The sequence below is a fragment of the Micromonospora sp. WMMD1076 genome (genome assembly GCF_029581475.1).
Taxonomy (GTDB): Bacteria; Actinomycetota; Actinomycetes; order Mycobacteriales; family Micromonosporaceae; genus Micromonospora; species Micromonospora aurantiaca.
Genome location: NZ_CP120862.1, coordinates 2,773,676 through 2,786,329 on the forward strand (window position 1 = coordinate 2,773,676; position 12,654 = coordinate 2,786,329).

Genomic DNA, 12,654 nt, shown 5'->3' on the forward strand with positions numbered 1-12,654 from the left:
TCCGCCTATCCGGCGACGAAGCTACGCAGTCCCCGGGAGGCGCCATGGCCACCGTCTTGGTTCATCGGTGCGAACCGCTCGTACACGTGGCTATGGGCCCACACCACGGCGTCCACGTTGTGGTCGTAGAGCGGGCGGGTACCGGTCGACGGCTCGTGGTTCGAGCTTGAGGTGTTGAGCGGTTGGTGCCAGTACATCAGGTGAACGGCTTGGTGCCGGCCGCCAGATTCGAGCGCAGCCGTAGTCGTGGACGTTGTCTCCCAGCCTTACCAAATGTCGAACTTGGTCTGGACGCGCAGTCAGGTGCTTCAGTCTGGTGGATCCATCCAAGTTGAGGGGTCATTCATGCGTGACGGGTTCCTTTGGCCATCCTCATCGATCGGTGCCGCAGCCGCTGGCATGACGTTTTTTGCATCTAGCTACTGATTGCCCAGTTATGTGCCCCAGGGTCTCCTGATGCGTGCCGCTTCTGTACACTTCGTCAAGTGCAACGGTCGGTGTCAATCCGACGAGTTCCTCGGAAAGGGAAAAGAATGCGCATTCCAGTTGCAGGTGCAGTGATCGCTTCCACGCTGACTGCCGCCATTTTGGTGCCGGCGACGCCCGCTCTTGCCGCTACTGTTCAAATCAAGAACCAATTTCCTGGCATGTGCATCAGCCTTTCCGGTGGCAGCCTGGCGAACAACACCCCCGCCGTGCAGTGGCCCTGTTCCAATACGGCGGACCAGCGGTGGATCGACATCACTTCTTCGGGCAGTAACGCCTATGAGATTAAGAATGCCTCCAATACCAACAAGTGCCTCGGCGTTGCTGCCAGCAGCACTGCTTCGAATGCGCCGATCGTGGTTTTTGATTGCGTTAGCTCGCTCGATCAGCGCTGGTACAAAATCCCGGCGAACACGCCTGGCTACTACGGCTACGTAAACGCCAAGTCGGGCAAGTACATGGCGGTGTCGGGAGGGAGCACGGGCTCAAACGCCAAGCTCGTGATCTGGGACAAGACTGGCGGATACGACCAGCAGTGGAAGGCCTTCTGAGTGGCTTAGAGTTCCTAACTGAATGATGTTGGGCGTAACCGACTGGACGTGAGGGTCGTTTCGTTTGAACGTGAGGAGGGGTGAGCAGCCGCCGTGGGTGGTCTTGGTTGAGTTGTGGGCCGAGATCGCACCGCTGCTGCCACCCCGCCCACCACGGCGGGGCCCGGCATCCCGGGCGTAAGCCGCTGGATGACCGGAAGGTGCTGTGCGGGATCTTGTTCGTGCTCTACACCGCGAACCCGAGTTCCTGCTCCAGGAACTCGGGTTCGGGTCGGGGATGACCTGCTGGCGCATGATGCGGGACTGGAATGACGCCTGGGTGTGGCAGCGGCTGCACGAGCTGCTGTTGGCCCGGCTGTGGGGTGCCGGGCAGCTGAACCTGTCCAGGGCGGTGATCGACGGCTCCCACATCCGGGCGCTCAAGGGCGGCGCAAAACCGGTCCGAGCCCGGTCGACCGCCGCAAGCCTGGCTCGAAACACCGCGTCATCACCGACGCCGGCGGCATCCCCCTCGCGGTCACACTGACCGGCGGCAACCGCCACGAATGCACCCAGACCATCGCCCGGCTCGACGCCATCCCCCCCCGATCGGCGGACGCCGAGGCCCACCGAGGCAGCGCCCGACCGGCTCTACGCCGATCGGGGCTACGACTACGACAGCCACCGCCAACAAGTAGGCGCCCGCGGCGTCACCCCCGTCATCGCCCGACGTGGCGCACCCCACGGCTCCGGCCTCGGCACCACACGCTGGGTCGTCGAACGCACCATCGCCTGGCTGCACTGGTTCCGCCGCCTGCGCATCCGCTGGGAGATCCGCGACGACATCCACCAGGAATTCCTCAGCCCGCCTGGGGTCTGTCTCGCTAACGGCCCTGTCTCACTTTCGGTGGTGACGGAGGGTGGCGAGTGTCGTTGCTCCTATGTGGAGGATGTCAACAGACTTGTCCAGACGGTGTTCTCGGGGCTGTCCCCGCTGGTCGTCGAGGACGTGGCCGACGAGGATGAGCGGATCGTGGTGCGGGCCCGGACGCCGCGTGACACCGCGGTCTGCCCGAGGTGCGGGGCCTCGTCCGAACGGGTGCACGGCTATCACTGGCGGACGGTCGCCGACGTTCCGGTCGACGGGCGCCGGGTGGTGGTCCGTGTGCGGGTGCGGCGTCTGGTGTGCCCCACGCGCGGCTGCCGCCATACCTTCCGTGAACAGGTGCCCGGGGTGCTGGAGCGATACCAGCGCCGCACAGCCCGTTTGAACAGGCAGGTCAAAGCCGTCGTCAAAGAGTTGGCGGGCCGGGCAGGGTCACGTCTGCTGGCGATCCTCGCCATGGGCCTGTCCCGTCACACGGCCCTACGCGCCCTGCTGCGCATCCCGCTGCCCAATGAGCGGACACCTCGGGTGATCGGCGTTGACGATTTCGCTCTACGCCGGCGGCACCGCTACGCCACCGTGGTGATCGACGCCGAGTCCCATGAGCGGATCGACGTGCTACCCGACCGCACCGCCGACACCCTCGAAGCGTGGTTGCGCGCACATCCCGGCGTTGAGGTCGTATGCCGTGACGGCTCGGCGACCTACGCCGAGGCCATCCGCCGCGCTCTGCCCGGCGCGGTGCAGGTCGCAGACCGGTGGCACCTTTGGCACAACCTCTGTGAAGCCGCCCTCAGCGAGGTGAAGGCGCACAGCACCTGCTGGGCCCCCGTCCTGGACGCACCCATCTATGACGGCCCCCGCGCGCAGACGACCCAGCAACGCTGGCACCAGGTCCATGACCTCCTCGACCAGGGCGTGGGTCTGCTGGAGTGCGCCCGCCGCCTGCAGTTGGCCCTGAACACCATCAAGCGCTACGCGCGAGCCGACCGGCCCGAGCGGATGCTCCGGGTCCCCAAATACCGTGCCAGCCTCGTCGACCCCTATCGCGAACACCTACGCAAACGTCGAGCCGAGGACCCCGGCGTCGGCGTCAAGCACCTCTTCGAAGAGATCAAGACCCTCGGCTTCACCGGCTGTCTCAACCTCCTGCACAAGTACATCAACCAAGGCCGCGCGGACACCGACCGCAGCCACATCTCCCCACGCCGCCTCGCCCGGATGATCCTCACCAGGCCCGACAACCTCAAACCCGAGCACCAAGATCTACTGGCACGACTCACCGCAGCCTGCCCAGAGATGACCCACCTCGCCGCGGCTGTCGGACGCTTCGCCGAGTTCCTGACGCCTCAGCCCACAAACACCGACCGGCTCTCGCACTGGATCCTGCGGGTTCGCGCAGTCGATCTACCTCACCTGCACGCCTTCACCAGAGGCCTGGAACGCGACCGCGACGCCGTGAACGCCGCGCTCACGCTCCCCTACAGCAACGGCCCCACCGAAGGCGTCAACACCAAGACCAAACGAATCGCACGTCAAATGCACGCAAGAGCAGGCTTCACCCTGCTCCGCCACCGCATCCTCCTCGGATAACAGCACCCTCCGTCACCACCGAAAGTGAGACAGGGCCGTTCGTTTTACAGTCCCCCGGTTTGCCGGTACTCGCGTTGATCCGGCATGTGGGCTAGTTTCGGCGGGGTGAGCGAGGTGGCGAGCGTCCCCGTCGAGGCGCAACTCGAGGCGTACCGGTCGGAGCTGACCGGCTACTGCTACCGGATGCTGGGTTCGGCCTTCGAGGCCGAGGACGCGGTGCAGGACACGTTCGTCCGGGCCTGGCGTAACTTCGACAAGTTCGAGGGGCGGTCCGCGCTGCGGACCTGGCTCTACCGGATCGCGACGAACGTCTGCCTGTCCATGTCCACCAGCGCGCAGCGCCGGGTCCGGCCGATGGACCTCGGTCCGGCGGGCGTCGGCACCGCCACCCACCCCGGCGAGCCCCGCCCGGAGCAGATCTGGCTCGGCCCGGCACCCGACGACCGGGTGCTGCCGGAGGTCGCCGACCCGGCCGAGGTGGTGGCCGGCCGGGAGTCGGTCCGGCTGGCGTTCGTCGCGGCGTTGCAGCACCTGCCGCCGAAGCAGCGGGCCGTGCTGATCCTGCGCGAGGTGCTGGCCTGGTCGGCCCAGGAGGTCGCCGACCTGCTCGACACGACGGTGGCGAGCGTCAACAGCGCGCTGCAACGGGCGCGGGCCACGCTCGCCTCGGCCGACACCGAGGCCGAGGTGCGCCGGCCGCTCGACAGCGAGCAGCAGGCGCTGCTCGCCCGTTACGTGCGGGCCTTCGAGGCGTACGACCTGACGGCGCTCACCGCGCTGCTGCACGAGGACGCGACGCTGTCGATGCCGCCGCTGCCGCTGTGGCTGCGCGGCCCCGAGCACATCGCCGCGTGGATGGCCGGCACTGGTAGCGGCTGCCGCGGCTCCCGCCTGGTGCCGACCGCCGCCAACGGCATGCCGGCGTTCGGGCACTACCGGCGCGACCCCGACGGCTCAGGCCACGTGCCCTGGGCGCTGATCGTGATCGGCGTCTCCGGCGGCCGGATCACGTCGCTCAACAACTTCCTCGACGTCGACCGCCTGTTCCCGCTGTTCGGGCTGCCGGACCGGATCGAGGAGGGCACCGGCCAGCCCGAGCAGGCCGGCGAGCTCGCGTAGGTCGTCGCCGGCGCCGCGTACCTCCAGCCGCCAGCCGAACCGCCGCGCGGTCAGGCGGATCCGTGCCAGCACCTCGACCGTGACCAGGTCGGGCGCGCTCACCGCGGACACATCGCACACCACCACGCCCCGGTCGCGGCCGCGCAGCGCCGCGGCCAGTCCGGCGCAGCGGGCCGCGACGTCCGCGCGGGTCGGCGTCCCGTCGGCCAGGCAGAGCAGGTGGGTGATCACACGCATTGGACCGCCGTACGTCCCGGCTCTCATCGGTACGCCCGCACCGGCGCAACTTGCCTCGAACACCTTGTTGCAGGCAGTTACATCGACGTTAACTGCTATACCAATCATCGGTGCTCGGCTATATGATCCCGGTAGTTCACCCCGAAGCCTCACGAAACCGCAGCTCCCGCACCCCTCGGGTCGAACTCCGCAAGCCAGGTGCCTCCGCATCGTCGTGCCCGGCGACCGCCCGGCGTTGTGGTTCGGCCTGCCGGAAAGGTGGGAACGGATGACAGGGCTCCCGTCCTTGGTCATCGGCATCGCGTCCTCGTCGGCCGAGCGCCGGCAGCTCGCCCAACTGCTCGGCGGCACCGAGTCGTTCCTGATCGTGTCCAGCGCCCATCAGGCCCGCCGCTTCCTCGACCTGGTACGCCGGCCCGCGCTCGCCCCGGCGCCGCAGCCGCCCGCGAGTGACGAGGCACCGGCCGAGCCACCCGGGCGGGAACTGGCCGTGGACTCCGACCGGCGGGTGCTGCGCTGGCGGGAGCGGGAGATCGGGTTGACGCCGCTGGAGCACGACCTGCTCGTCTGCCTCACCGGTACGCCCGGCCAGGTGTGGACGTACGCGCGGCTGCACCGCGCCGTCTGGGGCAACGACCACCTCGGGCGGGGCTCGGACATGCACTCCGTGGTACGCCGCCTCCGCCGCAAGCTGGGCCGCCTGGACGCTCCCGCCATGATCCACGCGGTGAGAGGCGTAGGCTTCCGCCTCACCCCCTGACCCCCTTCTCGCCGTCGATCTTGCACTTGCGGCCCTCGGGGTGGGGCTTTTGTGCGCCTTGTCCGGGCAGTAAGTGCAAGACCAACGGGAGCGGGAGCGGCCCGCCCGGGGTGGTGTGCCGGGCGGGCCGTCCTCGTCAGTCGCTGGGGTCAGCAGCGGGTGGGGGAGAGGGTGAAGTCCTCAACAGTGGGCGTGCTGCTGTTGACCTTCGTCTGGCGCGTCTGGGGCTTCCAGCCGTCCTTCGCGACGATCAGCGTCAGCGGGTTGTTGCGCCGGTCCATCCAGTAGGCGTACCGGCCCTCGGCGTCGGTGGTGAAGGTGTACGAGTTCGCCCAGGAGTCGACCTGCACGGTCACGCCCGCCAGCGGTGCGGTGGCGCCCTGGCAGCTCTTGCCGGAGACCGTGCCGGACAGCTTGCCCCAGGTGGTCGGCGGCTGCGCGATCATCGTCACCGCCACCGGCTCCACCGTGTACGGCGTGTTCTCCTTGATCACCACGGAGGCGGAGTACGTACCGGGCTGGTCGACGTTCGCGGTCATGCCGACCGTGACGGTGACCTTCTCACCCGGCGCCAGCGTGACCTTCGACTTGTCGACGGTCAGCCAGCTCACGTCGGCCGCGCCCTCGGCGCACTCGCCGAAGCCGGGCAGGACCTCGCTGTCCTTGGTGGCCGTGAAGCCGCCCGACGAACCGCCGATCTTGTAGAACCCGCAGGCCGCGCCACCCCGGTAGCGGGGGGCGTTGGCGTTGGGCAGGTTGGCCCACGAGTTGGTCGCCGGGTCGAAGGCGAAGCCGGCGTTGGTGATGGCGCCGCCCTGCGACCCGCCGACGACCAGGAGCTTGCCGTTGGCGACCGCGTACGAGGAGGCCCAGCTGTCGGCCGGCGCGTCCGGGATGGCGGTCCAGGCGCCTGCGCCCGGGTCGAAGGCGTAACCGACCTTCTGCGAGGCCGTTCCGTCGTTGCCGCCGGTGCAGTAGACGGTGCCGTCGATCCCGCCGCAGGACAGGAACGCCACCGACTTCGGGTACGCCGGCAGCGTCTCCCAGGTGTCGGCGCCCGGGTCGTACCGGACCACCGAGTTGGCCATCGGCGTGCAGCTCGCGGTGGTGCAGCCGCCGATCGCGTACAGCTTGCCGCCCGCGACCGCCTGGCCCGCCGCCGCGCGCGGCGCCGGGTTGTCGGCCTTGCGGGTCCAGGTGTTCGCCGCCGGGTCGTACGAGAAGGTGGCGGCGTCCGGACCGGCGGCGCCCCAGCCGCCGGTGGCGATGATCTTGCCATCGAGCACGCCGACCGTCATGGCGTTACGCGCGCCGGGCAGGTCGGCGATGCCGGTCCACGTCTGGGTGATCGGGTCGTACCTGTAGCTCTTGGCGCTCGACGCGGTGCCGTCGCCACCGGCGATGGAGTAGACGGTGCCGTCGACGTTGACGACCCGGTTGTCCATCACGTTCGCCGGGTAGCCCGGGATGCTGGTCCAGGGGTCCGCCTGGGGTGCGGCGGCGGCGATCGCGTTCGACGACTTGCCCGACGAGCGGGCCGCGAACGACGTGGCGGCGGTCAGCCGCTGGACCGGGGCACCGGTGGAGCCGAGCAGCGCCTGCTCGGACAGCCGGGAGCCGTCGGCGCGTTGCAGCACGAACCCGCCGTCGCGCTCACTGAACTCGGCGGTGACCGGGGCTCCGCCGGTGTTGGTCACAGTGAAGGTCTTGCTGACCTTCCCGCTGGGCATCCGGACCGTGCCGGTGATCGAGGTCGGCTTCACCGACAGCCGGCCGGCGGCGAGCTGGAAGTTGGCCGCTGTGGCCCAGTCCTCCTCGACCGCCACCTGCTTGGTCTGGCTCACGTAGTTGCCGGCACCGGCGGTGAACGGGTGCGTCCCGGTCAGCGACGAGAACATCCAGTAGAAGCCGTCGGGCAGCTCGGTGTCGTCGGGCGTGGCGACTGTGGTGGCCTTCTCCGCCGGTCGGTCCTTGCTGGTCACCGTGGCGCCGTTGACGTAGCTGTTGTCGTTCTTGTCGCGGACGTGGCCGAGCACCAGGCCGCCCTTGACCGGCTCGCAGACGAGCTTGCTGCCGATGAGGACGTTGTCGACCTGCCACCACCATTCCCAGCTCGCCTCGTAGTAGTGGAAGCGCACCTGCACCTGCGACTGGCCGGCCGCCTGCGGGATCGGCACCTCGGTCACACGCGGGCCGCGTACGTCGGCCGCCTGCCGGAGCACGTTGCTCCACGTGCTACCGCCGTCCAGGCTCAGGTCCACGTCCGCGCGGTCGCTGTTGAGCCAGTTGTAGTCCTGGTTGAACCGGATCACCGGCGCGGTCACGCCGGTCAGGTCGACCACCGGGCTGACCAGCGACGTGTCCTGCCGCCCGCCGCTGCCGTAGTTGTCGCTGTCGATGATGGCGAAGTTGCCGCTGCCGCCGGTCAGGTTGCCGCGTTCACCGGCGTCGGTGAACTCCCAGACCTGGCCGGTGCCGGCGTTGTCCACCACGGTCCAGCCGTCCGGGACACCGGTGCCGTCGAACGTCTCGTACTCGCCGTCGGAGCTGACCGTGTAGCCGGGGGCGGTGGTGCACGCCTCCGGGTTCGCCTGCACCGCGATGTTGGCGGTCACGTTGCCGGTGCCGACCGTGACCTCCTTGGTGGTGGTCAGGTAGCCGGCGTACTGCGGCTCGACCTTGAGCCGGTACGTCGCCCCGGACGGCAGCGACAGGCTGTAGCGGCCGGTCGTCGGCGTGGTGTAGTCGGAGATCGGCGTGCCCTCGACGCTCACCTTCGCGTACAGCGGCCAGCCGTGCCCGGAACCGTCGGTGACCTGCCCGCTGACCGTGACGCTCGCTACCGCGGTGAGCGCGACGTCGAGCGTGGTGGTCGTGTTCGCGGTGATCGTCGCCGACAGCGTGCGGGTCGCGTACCCGAACGCCGAGACCACGACCTGGTAGTCGCCGGCCGGCAGGAGCGAGGAGTACGTCCCGTTCGCGCCGGTGGTCAGCGCGCGGTCGGCCGCGCCGGACAGGGTGACGGTCGCGCCGGCGATCCCGGCGCCGGTGGCGGCGTCGGTGACCTTGCCGGCCAGGGTGCCGTTGTCGCCGATCGGGGCGGCGGCGAGCAGCGCGAGCGCGTCCAGGCGGCCCTCACCGTAGACGTTGTTGTCGTCGGTGGTGCCGCCGCACTGCGCGTCGCCCTTGTCGATCGCCGTGTCGTTGAGCAGCGCGCGGGTCGCCGTGATGTCGCCGACCAGCGTGGGCGCCGCCGACCAGAGCAGCGCGATCGCGCCGGCCAGGTGCGGCGCCGCCATCGAGGTGCCGCTGATGCTGGCGTACGAGTTGGTCGGCACGCTGGAGCGCACGTTCACACCCGGCGCCGAGATGTTCGGCTTGATCTCGCCGTTCTGCCCGGTGCCCCGGGACGAGAAGCTGGCGATGTTGTTGTTGACGTCGTACGCGCCGGCCGAGTAGTTGCTGACCAGGCTGCCCGGTGAGCCGCTGGTCTGGCAGGACGGGCCGTTGTTGCCGTTGGACCAGACGCCGAAGATGCCGGAGGCGGTCCAGGCGTTCGTCACGTCCTCCATGAACGGCTGGTTGGACGGCGCCGTGGTGCCCCACGAGTTGTTGATGATGTTCGGCCGCTTGCTGGCGTCCGGGTTCTGGCCGTTGAGGTCGGTGGGCTCCAGCATCCACTGGCCGGAGGAGATCAGCGCGGCGTCGGACGGGCAGCACCCGTTCGCGGCGATCCACTTGACCTCGGGGGCGACACCGATCTGGTTGGCCCCGTCGGCGCCGGCCATGGTGCCCATGGTGTGCGTGCCGTGGCCGTCGGAGTCGCACGGCGCGGTGGCGCACTCGCCGGCCGCGTCGAACCAGTTGTAGTCGTGGTCGAAGGTGCCGTCACCGTTGTTGCCCCGGTAGGCGTTCACCAGCGCCGGGTGGTTGAACTGGACGCCGCTGTCGATGCTCGCCACGGTGATCCCGGCGCCCTTGACGCCGTACTGGGACCAGACGTCGTCGGCGTTGATGTTGGCGATGCCCCACTCCAGGGCGTTCGCCGACTTCTCGTCGGTACCGGGGGTGGTCTCCGGCAGCTTGTACTCCACCGGCGCGTACAGGCCGTCGACCTCGGAGTGGGCGGCGAAGTTCTGCGCCATGGCCAGCGAGCCGTCGGTGACCTTGATGGCGTTCGTCGCCCAGAAGGTCTGGTACTTCGTGCCCGAGCGGTCCAGCTCGGCGCGGATCTTCGACTGGCTGTCGGCGGCGGTCTTCTTCAGCGCCGCCGCGACGGCGGCGCCGCGCTCGTTCCAGTCCTTGATCGAGGCGGCCCTGCTCAGGTCCGCCTTGGCGCCGAAGTGGATCCAGAAGTCGCCCTCGCTCTTGCCCTGGAGCTGGCGGGTGAGCTCGGGACGGATCTTGTCGCCGGCCGACGCGCCCGCGCCCGTCTCGGCCTGTGCCGCGGTGCCGGTCGCGGCCAGCGCGGTGGCGGCGAGCACCAGGGCGGCACCCGCGCTCACCAGCCGCCGGGCCGGGCCCCATCTGTGTGGACGTCTCAGCATCGGTGCTGCCTCCTCCTCCGATGACCCGCTGATGATCGAGCCATGGCAGAAGGGCCAGGAGACGTACTCTCCCGACTACGACACCGGTGTGAAAAGAACCCCCCAGGCCCCCTAGGCGCCGTGCGGGTCTGCGCCGGACGCCTGAGTGGACACTATGATCGACAGTGAGGAACGATCAATAACCGTACGTGAGCAACATGTCACCAACAGGCTCCCGGAGAGGGCAGCCTGTTGACAGTTTTTGTCACGGTGGGGCGCGGTGACGACTGACGGCACGAACGCGGCGAACTCCGGCACCGACCCGTCGGAGCATCCCTTCTCGCTCGTCATCGGGGTGACGTCGTCCCCGGCCGAACGGCTGCGGCTGACCGAGTTGCTGGACGGCGTCGCGCCCCTTCTGATGGTCGCCGATCTGGACGAGCTGCGCGAGTTGATCACGGATGCGCCGGCCCCGGCGCACGCGCCCGCACCGGCCGTCGCGCCGGCTCCGCCCGTACCCCGGGACAAGCCCGCGCCGGACGGCGCGCTGGTGATCGACGCGGCCCGGTCGACCGCCCGGTGGGGCAACCGGGAGACCGCCCTGACCCGGCTGGAACGCGACCTGCTGACCTGCCTGACCGTCGAGCCGGTACGGGTGTGGAGCTATTCCGAGCTGCACCACGCGGTCTGGCACGACGCGCCGACGCACGGCCGGGCCGACGTGCAGTCCCTGGTGAAACGGTTGCGCCGTAAGCTCGACGAGTTGGGCACCGGCGTCACCATCGCGGCGGTACGCGGCGTCGGGCTGCGGCTGACCGACCACCGCCACCCCCGGGTGCGGGGCGACTGACCGCACGTCCATTGTGAAGGGATGGCATTGGCACCCTGGCGCTGGCTCCTGGCGGATCAGGTCGGACCGCACTTCCTCGACGACGACACACAGCCCGTCCTGCTGGTGGAGGCCCGGTCGCTGTTCGCCGCCCGGCCGATGCACAGGCAGAAGGCACACCTGCTCCTGTCCGCGCTGCGGCACCGCGCCGCCGAACTCGGCGACCGGGCCCGGCTGGTACGGGCCGGCACGTTCCGCGCCGCGCTCACCGGGCTGGGCGAGCCGGTCGAGCTGGTGCACCCGGCGTCCCGGGCGGCGCTGGCGTTCGCCGGAACCGTGGACGGGCTGACAGTGCTGCCGCCGCGCGGATTCGTCACCGACCGCGCCGACTTCGCCGCCTGGGCGGACCGGCGGCGCGGCCGGCTGCGGATGGACGACTTCTACCGGTACGCCCGCGACCGCCACGACATGCTGCGCGACCTGCCCCCGCCGGCCCGCCGTCCCCGCGCCCGGCCGTCCGTCGACGTGCCGCCGCCCCCGCCGGTCGTCGAGGACGACATCGACGCGCAGGTCCGCCGCGACCTGGACCGCTGGGCGGACGAGGGGATCCGGTTCACCGGCCGGGACGGACCGCGCCGCCACCCGGCCACGCACACCGAGGCGCGCGCCCGGCTCGCGCACTTCCTGACCCACCGGCTGCCCGCGTACGCCGACACCCACGACCTGCTCCGCGATGGCGACGGACTGCTCGCGTACAGCGCGCTGTCGTCCTCGTTCAACAGCGGCCTGCTCGACCCGGAACCGGCGATCCGGGCCGCCGAGCGCGCCGCCCGGGACGGCGCCGCGCCGCCCGCCGCGGTGCACCGGTTCGTGCGCGGCCTGTTCGGCTGGCGCGAGTTCCTCTGGCAGCTCTACTGGTACTTCGCGCCGCGGTTCCGGGGCGCCGGCTGGCTCGCCGCCGCGCAGCCGCTGCCCGGGTGGTTCGACCGGCTCGACGCCGACGCGGTGGAGGCCCGCTGCCTGGCCGACGTGCTCGCGGGCGTCCGGGACACCGGCTGGGCGCACCACACCGCACGGCTGACGGTGCTCGCCAACTACGGCCTGCAACGCGGCTGGCGTCCCGCCGACCTGGCCGACTGGTTCCGCCGCAACTTCGTCGACGGCGCGGACTGGGTCATGAACGCCACTGTCATCGGCATGAGCCAGTACGCCGACCTGGCCCGCATCGACACCCGGCCGTGGGCGTTCGACGGCACGCACGTGGACCGGATCGGCGACCACTGCGCCGGCTGCCGGTACGAACCCGACGTGGCGCTCGGCGACACGGCGTGCCCGTACACAGGCGGTTTCGAGGCGTTCTGGCACCGCAACCGGGAGCGGCTCGCGGCCGACCCGAGGCTGGCGGCGGCGCTCGCCGGACGCGACGACCCGCAGCGCCGCGACGCGGTGCTGGCGCAGGAGGACAAGCGCGGCAGCGAGGCGCCCTGACACCCGCCGGGACGGAGGTGTCGCGGACCCGACGGCGCGCACGGCCGGACGGTGACAGCCGGTGACCCGATCGGTGGAGGCGCGCTGCCGGTGTGGCCGAAATTGATGGCGACCGGTCGATTACCGGTGCGGCACGTATCGCGAGAAGCCTTTGCCTCCTACGGTGGCGTCCGGCACGCGGACGAAGGGGACTCGGGAAT

At 70.0% G+C, this 12,654-nt stretch carries 7 protein-coding genes and 1 pseudogene; 7 read left to right on the top strand and 1 reads right to left on the bottom strand.

All coding sequences use genetic code 11. From position 1 onward, the window contains the following. Window positions 1-533: 533 nt before the first annotated feature. The 5 genes and pseudogenes from O7622_RS13505 (at window position 534) to O7622_RS13525 (ending at window position 5,611) form a co-directional block, all read left to right on the top strand. Window positions 534-1,037 (top strand): RICIN domain-containing protein, encoded by a 504-nt coding sequence (locus O7622_RS13505; RefSeq protein ID WP_282313660.1) that lies wholly within the window; start codon window positions 534-536, stop codon window positions 1,035-1,037. Between the two features lie 97 nt (window positions 1,038-1,134). After that, window positions 1,135-1,878: pseudogene (locus tag O7622_RS13510) on the top strand (IS5 family transposase); the annotation flags it as partial. A 111-nt stretch (window positions 1,879-1,989) separates the two neighbouring features. Further along, window positions 1,990-3,495, top strand: coding sequence for an ISL3 family transposase (locus O7622_RS13515; protein ID WP_282314033.1), 1,506 nt, complete (start codon window positions 1,990-1,992; stop codon window positions 3,493-3,495). Between the two features lie 84 nt (window positions 3,496-3,579). Then, on the top strand, window positions 3,580-4,614 hold the full coding sequence (locus O7622_RS13520; protein WP_282313661.1) for a sigma-70 family RNA polymerase sigma factor: 1,035 nt from the start codon (window positions 3,580-3,582) through the stop codon (window positions 4,612-4,614). 505 nt (window positions 4,615-5,119) lie between these two features. Then, a complete protein-coding gene (locus O7622_RS13525) occupies window positions 5,120-5,611 on the top strand; it encodes a winged helix-turn-helix domain-containing protein (protein WP_282313662.1) in 492 nt (163 codons plus the stop codon). 149 nt (window positions 5,612-5,760) lie between these two features. Here O7622_RS13525 and O7622_RS13530 read toward each other — a convergent pair whose 3' ends face one another. Further along, entirely contained in the window at window positions 5,761-10,158 is a 4,398-nt protein-coding gene (locus tag O7622_RS13530; protein WP_282313663.1) for a S8 family serine peptidase, read from the bottom strand. A gap of 259 nt (window positions 10,159-10,417) precedes the next feature. On the opposite strand from O7622_RS13530, the gene O7622_RS13535 reads away from it, so the two are divergent. After that, window positions 10,418-10,987, top strand: a complete 570-nt coding sequence (locus O7622_RS13535; RefSeq protein WP_282313664.1) for a winged helix-turn-helix domain-containing protein — start codon at window positions 10,418-10,420, stop codon at window positions 10,985-10,987. A 21-nt stretch (window positions 10,988-11,008) separates the two neighbouring features. Further along, a complete protein-coding gene (locus O7622_RS13540) occupies window positions 11,009-12,454 on the top strand; it encodes a cryptochrome/photolyase family protein (protein WP_282313665.1) in 1,446 nt (481 codons plus the stop codon). The last annotated feature ends 200 nt before the right edge of the window (window positions 12,455-12,654 follow it).